Annotated in this window: 15 protein-coding genes; 3 read left to right on the top strand and 12 right to left on the bottom strand. The window is 43.9% G+C overall.

Translation table 11 applies throughout. The annotated features are described in order from the left end of the window. Positions 1-21: 21 nt before the first annotated feature. From CDO84_RS14985 to CDO84_RS15000, 4 genes are all read right to left on the bottom strand, one after another. Complete coding sequence (locus tag CDO84_RS14985) at positions 22-1,686, bottom strand: glycoside hydrolase family 13 protein (protein WP_040081992.1); 1,665 nt, start codon at positions 1,684-1,686, stop codon at positions 22-24. Between the two features lie 125 nt (positions 1,687-1,811). Further along, positions 1,812-3,101: a hemolysin family protein gene (locus CDO84_RS14990; protein WP_014665156.1), complete on the bottom strand. Its 1,290-nt coding sequence runs from the start codon at positions 3,099-3,101 to the stop codon at positions 1,812-1,814. A 43-nt stretch (positions 3,102-3,144) separates the two neighbouring features. Continuing rightward, positions 3,145-3,822, bottom strand: a complete 678-nt coding sequence (locus CDO84_RS14995) for a zinc metallopeptidase (protein WP_014477803.1) — start codon at positions 3,820-3,822, stop codon at positions 3,145-3,147. Between the two features lie 40 nt (positions 3,823-3,862). Then, positions 3,863-4,126: a YuzI family membrane protein gene (locus CDO84_RS15000; RefSeq protein WP_014665157.1), complete on the bottom strand. Its 264-nt coding sequence runs from the start codon at positions 4,124-4,126 to the stop codon at positions 3,863-3,865. A gap of 46 nt (positions 4,127-4,172) precedes the next feature. On the opposite strand from CDO84_RS15000, the gene mstX reads away from it, so the two are divergent. Both mstX and kbfO read left to right on the top strand, forming a co-directional pair. After that, the gene (gene mstX, locus CDO84_RS15005) at positions 4,173-4,505 is read left to right on the top strand and encodes a biofilm formation protein MstX (protein WP_014665158.1); all 333 of its coding nucleotides are present in this window, start codon (positions 4,173-4,175) and stop codon (positions 4,503-4,505) included. Then, entirely contained in the window at positions 4,502-5,488 is a 987-nt protein-coding gene (gene kbfO / locus CDO84_RS15010) for a potassium channel protein KbfO (RefSeq protein WP_040081990.1), read from the top strand. Before mstX ends, kbfO begins: the two co-directional genes overlap by 4 nt. Here the strand turns inward: kbfO and CDO84_RS15015 are convergent. The 5 genes from CDO84_RS15015 to CDO84_RS15035 form a co-directional block, all read right to left on the bottom strand. Beyond that, positions 5,485-5,889 carry a YugN-like family protein gene (locus tag CDO84_RS15015; RefSeq protein WP_040081988.1) on the bottom strand — a complete coding sequence of 135 codons (405 nt, stop codon included), beginning with the start codon at positions 5,887-5,889 and terminating at the stop codon, positions 5,485-5,487. The two genes, kbfO and CDO84_RS15015, sit on opposite strands and share 4 nt — an antisense overlap. A gap of 58 nt (positions 5,890-5,947) precedes the next feature. Beyond that, a complete protein-coding gene (locus tag CDO84_RS15020) occupies positions 5,948-6,319 on the bottom strand; it encodes a hypothetical protein (protein WP_082032976.1) in 372 nt (123 codons plus the stop codon). A gap of 58 nt (positions 6,320-6,377) precedes the next feature. After that, positions 6,378-7,730, bottom strand: a complete 1,353-nt coding sequence (locus tag CDO84_RS15025) for a glucose-6-phosphate isomerase (RefSeq protein WP_003243401.1) — start codon at positions 7,728-7,730, stop codon at positions 6,378-6,380. A 110-nt stretch (positions 7,731-7,840) separates the two neighbouring features. Continuing rightward, a complete protein-coding gene (locus CDO84_RS15030) occupies positions 7,841-9,013 on the bottom strand; it encodes an iron-containing alcohol dehydrogenase (RefSeq protein ID WP_040081985.1) in 1,173 nt (390 codons plus the stop codon). A 104-nt stretch (positions 9,014-9,117) separates the two neighbouring features. Continuing rightward, positions 9,118-10,281 (bottom strand): iron-containing alcohol dehydrogenase, encoded by a 1,164-nt coding sequence (locus CDO84_RS15035; protein ID WP_040081983.1) that lies wholly within the window; start codon positions 10,279-10,281, stop codon positions 9,118-9,120. A gap of 229 nt (positions 10,282-10,510) precedes the next feature. On the opposite strand from CDO84_RS15035, the gene CDO84_RS15040 reads away from it, so the two are divergent. Further along, positions 10,511-10,747, top strand: a complete 237-nt coding sequence (locus tag CDO84_RS15040; protein ID WP_003220771.1) for a DUF378 domain-containing protein — start codon at positions 10,511-10,513, stop codon at positions 10,745-10,747. A 76-nt stretch (positions 10,748-10,823) separates the two neighbouring features. Here the strand turns inward: CDO84_RS15040 and yugI are convergent, their stop codons facing one another. The 3 genes from yugI to CDO84_RS15055 all read right to left on the bottom strand — a co-directional run bounded on the left by yugI (position 10,824) and on the right by CDO84_RS15055 (position 13,079). After that, entirely contained in the window at positions 10,824-11,216 is a 393-nt protein-coding gene (yugI, locus tag CDO84_RS15045) for a S1 domain-containing post-transcriptional regulator GSP13 (protein ID WP_003228864.1), read from the bottom strand. A 201-nt stretch (positions 11,217-11,417) separates the two neighbouring features. Continuing rightward, on the bottom strand, positions 11,418-12,578 hold the full coding sequence (locus CDO84_RS15050) for an aminotransferase (RefSeq protein WP_014665165.1): 1,161 nt from the start codon (positions 12,576-12,578) through the stop codon (positions 11,418-11,420). Then, complete coding sequence (locus CDO84_RS15055; protein ID WP_009968070.1) at positions 12,579-13,079, bottom strand: Lrp/AsnC family transcriptional regulator; 501 nt, start codon at positions 13,077-13,079, stop codon at positions 12,579-12,581. Positions 13,080-13,158: the final 79 nt, after the last annotated feature.

Here is a 13,158-nt window from a genome sequence, read left to right on the forward strand (position 1 = left end):
ACTCCAGTCTAAGGCTGGAGTTTAGCCCCATAGATATATTCTTGTCTCATACGGCTTTAAGAGTATTGATGTCATATGCTTGTGCGGCTCTGTTTCAATATTTGACAAGGCAAGGGCATCTGATGACAATGGCCATCCAGAGTGCTTGAATAACGCCGGTGTTCTTGTCAGATTGGCTGCAATCAGTGCAGTGTGGCTCTCGTTTTTTCGAAGATATGCAAAGATTTGCTGATCTTCCGGTAAAATGAGCTCGTATGTGCCGTTGATAAAAACATCATATGTTTGGCGCAGCTTGATCAAGCTTTTGTAAAAATGGTAAACGGATGTATTATCGTTTTTTTGCGCCTCAGCATTCAGCCATTTGTAATTCTCATTGACTCCGATCCACGGCTTGGCCTCAGAAAATCCGGCGTGTGGATCAGCATTCCATTGCATAGGCGTTCGTGAATTGTCTCTTCCCTTTTTCCAGATAACCTTCATCGCGTCCTCGTGTGATGCGCCTTTCGCTGTTTTTGTTTCATACAGGCGTTTCAGCGGGACATCATCATAGTCCTCAATAGACGGAAATGCCACGTTCGTCATTCCGAGTTCCTGTCCTTGATAAATAAACGGCGTGCCTTTCATAAGAAAGTAAACAGCAGCCAGCGCTTTTGCACTTTCTTTCAGGTACACTCCGTCGTCTCCCCAGACAGAAACTGAACGGGGCTGGTCGTGATTCTCCATAAACAAAGCATTCCAGCCAATTCCTTCAAGACTGTCCTGCCAGTCAGTTAAAATTCGTTTAAATGAGGCAATATCAATGCTTTCATCGATCTCTACATCCCACAGGCCAAGATGCTCAAATTGAAAAATCATGTTGAATATGCCGTTTTTTTCTCCAGCCCAATCAGCAGCTTCCTTTGCAGAGACGCCGTTTGCCTCGCCGACCGTCATAATCGGATAGCGGGAAAATGTGTTTTCCTTCAGCTCTGTTAACAAATCCATAATGCCGTCAGCATTCATATGATAAGGAAAGGAAGGAACATAATCCAGTCCCTTTGGATTCGGCATGTCGGGAAGCCCTTCTTTTTTCTTAATATGCGTAATGGCATCCACCCGAAATCCGTCAATTCCTTTATCAAGCCACCAATTGATCATGTCATAAACGGCATTCCTCACCTTTTCATTTTCCCAATTCAAATCAGGCTGTTTTTTATCAAAAAGGTGAAGATAGTACTGGCCTGTCTTTTGATCATATTCCCAAGCCGGCCCGCCGAAAATGCTTTCCCAATTGTTCGGTGCTTTTCCGTTTTTGCCGTCTTTCCAAATATACCAGTCGCGCTTTTCCGAGTGTATAGATGAACGGGATTCTATGAACCATGGATGTTCGTCGCTTGTATGGTTCACAACGAGATCCATAATCAGCTTCATGCCCAGAGCATGAATGTCACCAAGAAGCTCGTCAAAATCTGCCATGGTGCCAAAATCGTTTAATATGTTTTGATAATCCCTAATATCATAGCCATTATCGGCATTCGGTGAATCATACAGGGGGCAAATCCAAAGGACGTCAGCGCCCAGCTCTTTTATGTAAGAAAGTTTAGATCTGATTCCTTGAATATCCCCAATTCCGTCGCCATTTGAATCTTTAAAACTGCGGGGGTAAATTTGGTAAACAACCGCTTCCTTCCACCAAGCCTTTTTCATACAGCCACTCCTTCCCAGTGTACCGGTCTTATATATCCTATGTAGAAAAAAGGCTTCACAGCATTGCTTTTTAAGAAATGACTTGATCACACAAAAAACAGCCGTTCGTTCCCGGCTGTTTTTTATCAAAAATCGGTTTTTTTTATTTCTACAAAACGGATGTGATGATCTTCGGCGTCGAGGATTTTAAATTCACAGCCTTCCGCGTGTATGACGTCTCCTGCTTTCAGCTCCATTTTTTGCGTTAGAAGCCAGCCTGCAATCGTATCAATCTCTTCATTTTCAATCGCAATGTCGAGCAGGTCATTTACTTCGTCTATTAACGCTTTTCCATCCATCACATAATGGTGCTCGCCCTTTTTCAGGATGTGCGGTGTTTCATCCTGATCATACTCATCGCGAATTTCCCCGACGATTTCCTCGATAATATCCTCGACAGTGACAAGCCCCGCCGTTCCCCCATATTCATCTACGAGAATCGCCATGTGAATCCGCTCCTTCTGCATGCGGATTAACAGCTGCTGAACAGGAATGCTTTCAATGACCCTGATAACGGGCCTCATGATTTGCTCCAGCTTTATCGGCTGGCCGAGAAAATAAGCTTTAAACATATCTTTGCTGTTGATGATCCCTAAAATATGATCCTTGTCATCTTTGATGACAGGGTAGCGTGTATATCGTTCATTAATGATGTGATGAATCGCCTCTTCAAGCGACTGCTCAAGAGAGATGACGGCAATTTCCGTCCGCGGAATCATAATCTCTCTCGCTACCCGGTTGTCGAATTCAAAAATTTTATTTACATAGCGGAATTCAGACTGATTGATTTCTCCCTTTTCATAGCTTTCTGAAAGAATCAGCCTTAGTTCCTCTTCGCTGATGACAACCTCATGCTCCTTTACTGAATGAAAGCCAAACAATTTCACAAGAAAGCTTGCAGAGCCGTTTAATGCCTTAATAAACGGGTACGTGATTTTATAAAACCAGATGAGCGGCTTTGCAATCCATAAGCTTACAGCTTCAGCTTTTTGAATAGAAACCGTTTTCGGGGCAAGCTCCCCCATCACCACATGCAAAAAAGTGACGATAATAAATGCAACTACAAATGTGACAATGTGATTAAACGGTTCCGGCATGCCTGTCATTGTAAATAAGGGATGAAGAAAACGTTCAAATGTAGGTTCACCAAGCCATCCAAGGCCGAGTGCTGTAATCGTAATCCCGAGTTGGCAGGCTGATAAATACTCGTCAAGATTGGAGATGATTTTATGTGCGGCCAGCGCCCGGCTGTCACCGCTTTCGATGAGCTGATTGATTTTCGAACCTCTGATTTTGACGATCGCAAATTCCGCTGCAACGAAAACAGCCGTAATGCCAATCAAAACAAAAATGGCGATCAATTGTAAAATAAGCAAAAAAAGCCCTTACCATAAATGGTAAGGGGCCACCTCCTTAACGTTAATTCTCATCACGACCGTTTAAGAAGATCATCACAAAACGAAGAAGTTCAAACAGGGAAACCAGGGCGGCGGCCACATACGTTAAGGCAGCAGCGCTCAGCACTTTATTTACCCCATTTTCTTCATTGTTTCGGATGAATCCTTCTGACACAATAATCTGCTTCGCGCGTGAGCTTGCATTGAATTCGACAGGCAATGTAATCAGCTGGAAAAAGACAGCGGCTGAAAATAATATGATGCCAAGCCCGATCAAATTCAGGCTTCCGAGAAGCATGCCTCCTAAGAAAAGCAAAGGGGCTACACCGGATGCAAAATTCACGACTGGGAAGATTTTATGTCTTATCACAAGCGCACCATATGACTCCTGATGCTGCAAGGCATGTCCGACTTCATGGGAAGCTACGGATATGGCGGAAATTGAGCGGCCGTAATAGACCGGCTCAGATAAACGCACCACCCGTCTTGTCGGGTCGTAATGGTCTGTTAAAGTGCCTCTTACCGGTTCGACCGGCACGTCGTAAAGACCGTTTATATCTAAAATCCGTCTTGCTGTTTCTGCCCCTGTACGTCCGCTTGAGGCTTCCACTTTTGAATATTTTTCAAAGTTGCTCTTCACTTTAAATTGTGCCCAAAACGACAATCCCAATGCGGCTATTGTTAAAAATATAAACAGCATTTTTCATCATCCTTTTTCCATGATCATTTCTCTATTACGATTATTTTAATGAGTTTTCTTTCCCGTGTACAGAAATGCGCTTTTTCTTCCGGCTCGGAGCACACAATCCAATCAGCAAAAAGAACAGACCTGCTGAAAACAAATACAAGGCGAAACTGCCGGCCAGTTCTTTCAGAAAATGAAGCCAGGAGAAGCTGCCGGAAAAGTGATTATATGAGTTTAAATCGAAAATAAACAAAATCACCGCGGATGCCGCCAGCTGCGTACCGATCAAAACCACGATCGTTCTTTGAAAGATCGTCATCTTTTTCATCCTTTTTGTTTTAGTTTATGGAGAAATCCGTTTTTATATGTTTTGTTCATTTTTTGAAAAACATCATCGGAAGTGGGACATACTGTTAGAAAAAAGCACGGGTGTGATGGAAGCTATGAAAGTGACGAGTGAGGAAAAAGAACAGCTGAGCACAGCAATCGACCGGATGAATGAAGGATTGGACGCGTTTATTCAGCTTTATAATGAATCAGAAATTGATGAGCCGCTTATTCAGCTTGATGATGATACAGCCGAGTTAATGAAGCAGGCCCGAGATATGTACGGCCAGGAAAAGCTAAATGAGAAATTAAATACAATCATTAAACAAATTTTATCCATTTCAGTATCTGAAGAAGGAGAAAAAGAATGAAATCAAATCGGATATTTATTTCATGGCTTAGATGGCCGTTATTTATCCGAATCGGGGTTATTATTTTATGTCTGATTCTTTTGTTCGGCCAAATCATTTATATACTTGAGCCGAAGCAGTTTACTTCGGTATTTGAAGGCATTTGGTGGGCTGTCGTTACGGTTTCGACAGTCGGTTATGGAGACTATGTGCCGCACACGCCGCTGGGTCAGGCAGCTGGAATTCTGCTGATTTTGAGCGGCGCAAGCTTTGTCACTGCATATTTCGCAACGTTATCAGCGGCCGCATTCAGCAGACAGCACCGCTATATCGAAGGAAAAGTTGCTTACAAAGGCCGGGACCATATCATTCTGATCGGGTGGAATGAAAAAACAAACCGGCTTTTGAAGGACCTTCAGCTTGCGGCCCCTTCCAAAACAGTCGTGCTAATCGATGAATCTTTAACAGAAGGCCCGCTGATCGAAAACGTCCACTTCATACGCGGGCACGCTGCCGATGATGAGACACTGAAACGGGCCAATATTACCGAAGCGGAATCAGTGATGATTACAGCCGATCAGTATAAAAGTGAAACTGAAGCAGATATGCTGTCAGTGCTGACTCTTTTATCTGTGAAAGGACTTAATCCCCTTGCTTACTGCATCGTCGAGATTTTGACTGACCGTTTTGTCACCAATGCGGAGCGGGCAGGCGCAAACCAAATCATCGGAACGTCAGAATTTATCAGCCGGGCGATGCTGCAGCATTACCAAGTCAAATTACGGCCGTCGAAACAGCAGAACGGAATTAAGCTGCCACTTGACCAGCATGTAGAGCTTCTTGCTGTTCCTGACGAACTAAAGGGAGCGGCTTACAAAACCTGCGTTCTCTATTTCCTGGATCATAACAAAACAATTATAGGTGTACAAAAAGAGGAGGGGCCGATGATTTCCCCTCCTCTTACATACACGGTACTCGAAACAGACCAATTCCTTGCCATCTAATGCAGCAGAACATCCTCCAATTCTTTTACGAGAGAGGCGCCGATATCCAAAAATGCCGGATCAATTTCCGCGTCCCGCCTTTCCGGTTCGGAAAATTGATTAAACAGTGATTGGAAAGGCCCTCCCTCGGCTTGATCATCAACATCCGTCTGAAACACCTGTCTCAGCATAAACGGCGTTCCGATCCGGACGGCCGCCCCGCGTTCATCGAGACTGCCCTGTATCGCATTGACAGGAATTCTCAAAAATAAATAGCCGTCTCTATCATCAATTTTATAATCAAAGTAGCCATGATCGTATTCCCAGCCGCCGTTTATCACATAACCGAGCGGCTTCATCACTTGTTCCAGTTCTTGAAGCAGAAAAGACTGCCCATCTATCGCTGAAGGTATTGGTATCATCAAAATGCCCCTTTTTCACTTATCCTGTCCTGCCGAACAAGACTTCATTCAGAGGCGCCTACATGGAAATCGTTGTTTCTTTCGCGCGTCCAACAAAAAAGAAAGCGCATTCAATCAAGAAGTAAACAGCCATTGCCGCAGCAAGCCCTGCAGCTGAATCCCAAGACACATAAACAACCGTTGCATAGAGTCCTAATTTAGTGAAAAGAGTATGGGTTCGTTTCAAATGCAAAATCCGATGTACCGCATCGGTAAAAAGCGCGAGCGGCAAACCAGTGAGAAGAAAGGCGTGGATGAAAAAATGTGACAGCGTGCCGCCAAAGCTTGAAGAAACATCTGTATACACGGCATCAAAGGAGATAAGGATACTTAAAAGAGCTGCAGAAAAGCCGGCAATGATGAGATGTTTAACCACTTGTTTCATGAACATCAGCACCTTTCTGATTTTATAAAAAGCCGACCGGCAATTGCCAGTCAGCTTTCTCACATTAATCTTCCAGACGTTTTTCAAGCTCTGCTTTTTTCTCTTCAAAGCCAGGTTTGCCAAGCAATGCAAACATATTGACTTTGTACGCTTCTACACCAGGCTGGTCAAACGGATTGACGCCAAGGAGGTAACCGCTCATCGCGCAGGCTTTTTCGAAGAAATATACAAGGTATCCAAAAGTATATGCATTCAGTTCAGGAATGTTAACGATTAAGTTCGGAACATTTCCGTCAGTATGGGCAAGCATTGTGCCTTGGAATGCTTTCTTGTTAACGAAATCAACCGTTTTACCGGCTAAATAGTTCAAGCCGTCAAGATCGTTATCCGCTTCCTCGATTGTCAGTTCATGTTTAGGTTTCTCTACGTTCAGCACCGTTTCGAATAAATCTCTGCGGCCTTCTTGTACATACTGGCCTAAAGAATGAAGGTCTGTTGAATAGTTGGCTGAAGAAGGATAAATGCCCTTCTCATCTTTCCCTTCACTTTCTCCGAACAGCTGCTTCCACCATTCCGCAAAATATTGAAGCGCTGGTTCGTAGTTGATGAGCATTTCGATCGTTTTGCCCTTGTTATAAAGGACATTGCGAACAACCGCATATTGGTATGCAGGGTTATCTTCCAGTTCAGATGTTGCAAAATCTTTGCTCGCATCCAAGGCGCCTTTCATCATGTCGTCAATGTTGACGCCGCTGACAGCAATCGGCAAGAGACCTACAGCTGTTAAGACTGAATAACGGCCGCCGACATCGTCAGGGATAACGAATGATTCGAAGCCTTCTTCGTTAGAAAGCGTTTTTAATGCGCCGCGCTCTTTATCTGTTGTTGCATAAATCCGCGCTTTCGCTTCTTCTTTACCGTATTTCTCTTCAAGAAGCTTGCGGAAAATACGGAAAGCGATTGCAGGTTCAGTTGTCGTACCTGATTTAGAAATGACATTAATAGAGAAGTCAACATCTTCAAGAAGATCCATGACGTCTCTCATATAAGATGAACTAATGTTGTTTCCGATAAAAATGACTTGCGGATTGCCGCGTTTTGCTTTTGGCAAAGTGTTATAAAACGCGTGATTCAGCGCTTCAATCGCTGCCCGCGCCCCAAGGTAAGAGCCGCCGATGCCGACAACAAGCAATACATCAGAGTCAGATTTGATTTTTTCCGCGCTTTTTTTGATGCGCGCGAATTCTTCTTTATCATAATGTTCAGGGAGGTCCACCCAGCCTAGAAAATCGCTGCCCGCGCCTGTTTTTTCATGGATATTATGGTGTGCAGTTTTTACAAAGTCCCGCAGGTATGTAAGTTCATGTTCGTTGAAGAAAGTCAACGCTTTTGAGTAGTCAAAGCGTACATGCGTCATTGCTTGTCCCTCCATAACGGTATAATGTTTTCATCTTTCACTTTATATGAACTTATCTGTGAAATCAAGTCAAGAAGAAAGGCGGAATGACTGGATTCCGCCCTTTGGGGTTATAGAGACGCGCGAAGGATGGCAAGCACGTCATCTTTGTTCAGTTTTTGGAAGTTGCCGAAGCCGCCGTGTTCCATTTCCTTGGCTGCGATATCAGCAATCAGCTCAAGCTTTTCTTCTCCGATATTGTAATCAGCAAGACGGGAAGGCGCGCCAAGGCTTGTCCAGAAAGCAGACAGTTTATCGATTCCTTCAAGCGCAATTTCTTTATCTGTTTTGCCTTCCGTATCAATGTCAAACATGTTGAGCATGAGGTTTTTGAAGCGGCCTACGTTTGTATCAAGCGTATATCTCATCCAGTTCGGGAACAGTATTGCCAAACCGCCCGCATGCGGAATATCATACACAGCTGAAACGGCGTGTTCCATTGTATGAGAAGCCCAGTCACCAAAGTAGCCCATTTGGAGCGTGCCGTTTAAAGCGATTGTACCAGCATACAAAATCGTTTCACGAAGCTCGTAGTTTTCCAGATCTTCAAGAAGCTTAGGAGCTGTTTCGATGACCGTCTGCAAAACAGCAAAACACATTCTATCCTGAAGCGGCGTGTTTTCAACATTGTGGAAGTATTGTTCGAATACATGGCTCATCATGTCAACCATGCCGTATACTGTTTGATTTTCAGGAACCGTGAACGTATTTTCAGGATCTAAAATTGAGAAACGCGGATGAGTCACATTGCTGCCCCACACATATTTCTCGTTTGTTTCCCAGTTTGTAATCACGGAATCAGGGTTCATTTCAGAGCCTGTTGCAGCAAGCGTTAAAACAGTGCCAAATGGCAGCGCATCCTCCGCTGTTACTTTTTTGCTGAAAATATCCCAAGCATCACCGTCATATTTGACGCCAGCTGCAATCGCTTTTGTACAGTCAATGACACTGCCTCCGCCGACAGCAAGCAGAAAATCAATGCCATGTTCTCTGCAAAGGCCTATGCCTTTTTCCACTGTCGCAAGTCGCGGGTTCGGCTCAACACCTGACAGCTCATGAACAACAGCTCCCTCTTCTTTTAAAATGCCTGTGACTTGATCATAAAGGCCGTTGCGTTTAATGCTGCCGCCCCCGTAAACAAGCAGTACATTCTTGCCGTATCGTTTTAATTCTTTTCTTAACTGTTCAAGCTGACCTTTTCCAAAAATCAGCTTTGTCGGATTATAATAAGTGAAATTTTCCATAGTAAAACCTCCAATAATGCTGGCTTAAAAAACAGATTTCCCATTGTAACATAAGTTTGACAAAAAGAAAAAGGGAAGCAGCCAAACGGCTATTTCCCCTTTTTTTATAGAGATGCCTTCAGAATTGACAGCACATCTTCTTTGTTGAGTGATTTAAATTGGCCGAATGTACCGTTAGCCATTGCCTTGTCAGCGATTGTGTCAAGCTGCTCATCATTAATATCATAATCAGCAAGACGGTTCGGAGCGCCAAGGCTTGTCCAGAACGCAGACAGTTTATCGATACCTTCACGTGCGATTTCTTCATCTGTTTTACCTGCTTCTTCAACATCAAACACACGAACTGCAAGCTGTTTCATGCGGGCAGGGTTTTCAGACAATGTGTGTCTCATCCAGTTCGGGAACAGAATTGCCAGTCCCCCGGCATGCGGAATATCATAAACGGCTGATACTGCATGTTCAATATTATGAGTAGCCCAATCCCCTCTTGCACCCATAGAAAGCATGCCGTTTAATGCGATTGTTCCTGTGTACAGAATCGTCTCACGCAATTCGTAATTTTCGAGGTCATTGATCAGCTTAGGCGCTGTTTCAATCACTGTACGAAGAAGTGATTCACACATGCGGTCTTGATACGGTGTGTTTGATACATGATGGAAGTATTGTTCGAATACATGGCTCATCATGTCAACCATCCCGTAGATCGTGTGGTTTTTAGGTACAGTGAATGTATTCACTGGATCAAGAATTGAGAATTTAGGGAATACGAGCGGGCTTCCCCAGCCGTATTTTTCTTTTGTTTCCCAGTTTGTAATAACAGAGCCTGAGTTCATTTCAGAACCAGTCGCAGCGAGAGTCAATACCGTTCCGAATGGCAAAGCATCTTTTGGCTGATGTTTTTTCGTGACGATATCCCACGCATCACCATCATACTTTGCTCCTGCGGCAATCGCTTTTGTACAGTCGATGACGCTTCCGCCTCCGACAGCCAGTAAGAAATCAATGTTGTGTTCTTTACAGATGGCAACACCCTTATTAACAGTCGACACACGCGGATTCGGTTCCACACCTGCTAGTTCATGCACGGTCGCTCCGGCTTTATTCAGCTGTTCGATCACTTGATCATACAGGCCGCTGCGTTTAATGCTGCCGCCTCCGTACACAAGCAATACGTTTTTCCCGTAAGGTTTGAGTTCCTCCGGAAGTCTTTCCACTTCGCCGCGCCCGAAAATTAATTTGGTCGGATTCCAGTATGTAAAGTTTTGCATGACATCTCCTCCTTAGATTTTTTATTATGCAGAATGTCCTCACCACATGTAAAGCAATCAGCTCTCGCCTCTCAGCATATCTGATGGTTTTATCTTGCAAGACGCTGGGAAAGAAGCTGATATAAGCGAGGGCAGGCCAGTTTCCCTCATATGGAGAAAGCATGTATAGATTCTCCAATATGTCACAATCTATAACTGTTTTAATAATTCATGGAGGAGGTTGCAAAACATGAGTACCATTCAGAGAATTTGTCTTGTATTAACCATCATTGGCGCTATTAACTGGGGACTGATCGGATTTTTCCAATTTGACTTAGTAGCGGCTATTTTCGGTGGCCAAGGGTCAGCCCTTTCCCGAATCATTTACGGACTTGTCGGAATCGCCGGCTTAATCAACCTCGGTCTGCTATTTAAGCCAAACGAGGAAAGATCACGTGAAGAAGCAGCAAATCCTGAAATGCGATAGGATATCAATACGCTGAAATAGGATTTTGCATGAAAGCAAAAGCACCGAACATTCCTGTCCGGTGCTTTTTTCATACTTATTTTTTGATAAGGTCTTTGCGGTTGGACATTTCGATCCACTCTTCAAGCTTATCTTTTAATGTGTTGAAACCTTGTGGTGTAGAAGCTTCTTCGCTTACTTGCGCAGCTTTAGGTTTTCTTGGTTTGCTTTCTTTTTTCTCAGGCGCAGCTTGTGTCGCACGAATTGAAAGGCTGATTTTTCCTTTTTCTTCATCAACAGCAAGTACTTTTACTTGTACTTCGTCGCCAACTGAAAGGTGCTCGTTGATATCTTTTACGAAACCGTGAGTCACTTCAGAAATGTGTACTAAACCTTGAGTTTCTTCATCTAATGCAACAAACGCACCATACGCTTGTAATCCTGTAACTTTACCAGTGTAAACACTGCCCACTTCAAATTTTGCTGCCATTCATAACAACTCCTAAGTTAAATTAAATATCTGTTTATACGCAATTTAAAATTATATCACACATGTCTTATTTTCGCAAAGAAATCTTTTTTATAAAAAATCAGGTTTGTGCACGGCAAAAAGGGGGTAAACTGAAAATACCAAAGGCTTTCTAGTATTCCCCCCTTTTATTGGATGCGAACAAAAGGTTCGTATCTTTTTTTATGTTGTTTTGTGGAGGAAGCGTTTCATTCTGACTAATGCTTCTTGAAGCTGTTCAATCGAGGTTGCGTATGAACAGCGGATATATCCTTCACCGCTCGGTCCAAACACGCTTCCCGGAACAACTGCCACTTTTTCCTGCGTCAGAAGCTCTTCTGCAAACTGTTCTGAGCTCATTCCCGTGCTTTTAATGGATGGAAAAGCATAGAAAGCGCCGCCCGGGTGATGGCAGCTGAGACCGATTTCATTGAGAGATTCTACAAACAGATTCCGTCTTCTTCGATAGCTTTTTTTCATTTTTTCTACGTCTTCCATGCCGTTCTTCAGGCCTTCAAGGGCGGCAAACTGCGCCATTGCGGGCGCGCACATCATCGCATATTGATGGATTTTAAGCATTGCATCCCGAAGCATGGATGGTGCTGCAGCAAAACCAAGCCTCCAGCCCGTCATCGCAAATGCTTTTGAAAAGCCTGAAATGACGACCGTCCGTTCCTTCATTCCCGGTAATGCCGCTATACTTGTAAATTCCTCATCATATGTCAGCTCCGCGTAGATCTCGTCGGCTAAGACGATGACATCATGTTTTTTGGCAAACTCAGCAATCGCATTCAGCTCTTCCTTCGAATAAACCGAACCTGTCGGATTCGATGGTGAGCAGATGAGAATGGCCTTTGTTTTTTCAGTGACTGCCGCTTCAAAATCAGCGGCCGTTGCTTTAAACCCCTTGTCTGCTGTTGTATGAACATGAACCGGGATACCGCCTGCCAAAGAAACAAGCGCATCGTACGCCACAAAACATGGCTCAGGTATGATGACTTCCTCACCCGGATTCACAAGGGCACGGATCGCAATATCCAAAGCCTGACTTGCCCCTACTGTCACAATCAGCTCATTATCTGGCGAGTAGCTAAGATCAAACCTGTTGCTCAAATAACGGCTGATTTCCTCTCGCAATGAGTATAAACCAGCATTGGCCGTGTATGACGTATATCCTTGTTCAAGCGAGAGAATGCTTGCTTCACGGACATTCCACGCGGTAACAAAATCAGGCTCTCCGACACCTAAAGAAATGACGCCTTCCATCGTTGCCGCCAAATCAAAGAATTTGCGGATGCCTGATGGTTTTATTTGTTGTACATAGTCTGATAAATACGAAGTCATTTACGGGGACACCACGATTCTTTTGTCGTCGTCTCCTGTTTCAAACACTTTGCCGTCATGCTTGTATTTTTTCAGGATAAAATGGGTAGTCGTAGATACAACTGAATCAAGCGTTGACAGTTTATCTGAAACAAAACGCGCTACGTCAGACATCGAATTGCCGCGAATTACGACAGACAAATCGTACACGCCTGACATCAGGTAAACTGATTCAACCTCTTGGAATCGGTAAATTCGTTCCGCCACTTCATCAAAACCGACTCCCCGCTTCGGCGTTACTTTGACGTCAATCATGGCCGTTACGCCCTCATGTCCGTCAACTTTTCGCCAGTCAATCATAGCGGAATAATCGATAATAACCTTTTCTTTCTCCAGTTTGTCAATAATCGTTTTTACTTCATTTACTGGGATGCCCGCCATCTTTGCAATGGTTTCTAAATCGGCGCGGCTGTTTTCGTCTAAAATTTCTAATATTTCTGTTTCTTTTTCTGTCAACTTCATTTGATTCACACCTTTGCAATGTCAAGAAATCTCATGACATTATATCACGTTTTTTGACGAATGCTAAGAAAAAACGAGG

Source organism: Bacillus sp. MD-5, assembly GCF_002201875.1.
GTDB lineage: Bacteria > Bacillota > Bacilli > Bacillales > Bacillaceae > Bacillus > Bacillus stercoris.

What these genes read in the sequence shown, in the direction of transcription:
- CDO84_RS14985 (WP_040081992.1), bottom strand. Translation starts at nt 1,686, where the DNA reads ATGAAAAAGGCTTGGTGGAAGGAAGCGGTTGTTTACCAAATTTACCCC.
- CDO84_RS14995 (WP_014477803.1), bottom strand. Translation starts at nt 3,822, where the DNA reads ATGCTGTTTATATTTTTAACAATAGCCGCATTGGGATTGTCGTTTTGG.
- CDO84_RS15000 (WP_014665157.1), bottom strand. Translation starts at nt 4,126, where the DNA reads ATGACGATCTTTCAAAGAACGATCGTGGTTTTGATCGGTACGCAGCTG.
- mstX (WP_014665158.1), top strand. Translation starts at nt 4,173, where the DNA reads ATGTTTTGTTCATTTTTTGAAAAACATCATCGGAAGTGGGACATACTG.
- kbfO (WP_040081990.1), top strand. Translation starts at nt 4,502, where the DNA reads ATGAAATCAAATCGGATATTTATTTCATGGCTTAGATGGCCGTTATTT.
- CDO84_RS15015 (WP_040081988.1), bottom strand. Translation starts at nt 5,889, where the DNA reads ATGATACCAATACCTTCAGCGATAGATGGGCAGTCTTTTCTGCTTCAA.
- CDO84_RS15020 (WP_082032976.1), bottom strand. Translation starts at nt 6,319, where the DNA reads ATGTTCATGAAACAAGTGGTTAAACATCTCATCATTGCCGGCTTTTCT.
- CDO84_RS15025 (WP_003243401.1), bottom strand. Translation starts at nt 7,730, where the DNA reads ATGACGCATGTACGCTTTGACTACTCAAAAGCGTTGACTTTCTTCAAC.
- CDO84_RS15030 (WP_040081985.1), bottom strand. Translation starts at nt 9,013, where the DNA reads ATGGAAAATTTCACTTATTATAATCCGACAAAGCTGATTTTTGGAAAA.
- CDO84_RS15035 (WP_040081983.1), bottom strand. Translation starts at nt 10,281, where the DNA reads ATGCAAAACTTTACATACTGGAATCCGACCAAATTAATTTTCGGGCGC.
- CDO84_RS15040 (WP_003220771.1), top strand. Translation starts at nt 10,511, where the DNA reads ATGAGTACCATTCAGAGAATTTGTCTTGTATTAACCATCATTGGCGCT.
- yugI (WP_003228864.1), bottom strand. Translation starts at nt 11,216, where the DNA reads ATGGCAGCAAAATTTGAAGTGGGCAGTGTTTACACTGGTAAAGTTACA.
- CDO84_RS15050 (WP_014665165.1), bottom strand. Translation starts at nt 12,578, where the DNA reads ATGACTTCGTATTTATCAGACTATGTACAACAAATAAAACCATCAGGC.
- CDO84_RS15055 (WP_009968070.1), bottom strand. Translation starts at nt 13,079, where the DNA reads ATGAAGTTGACAGAAAAAGAAACAGAAATATTAGAAATTTTAGACGAA.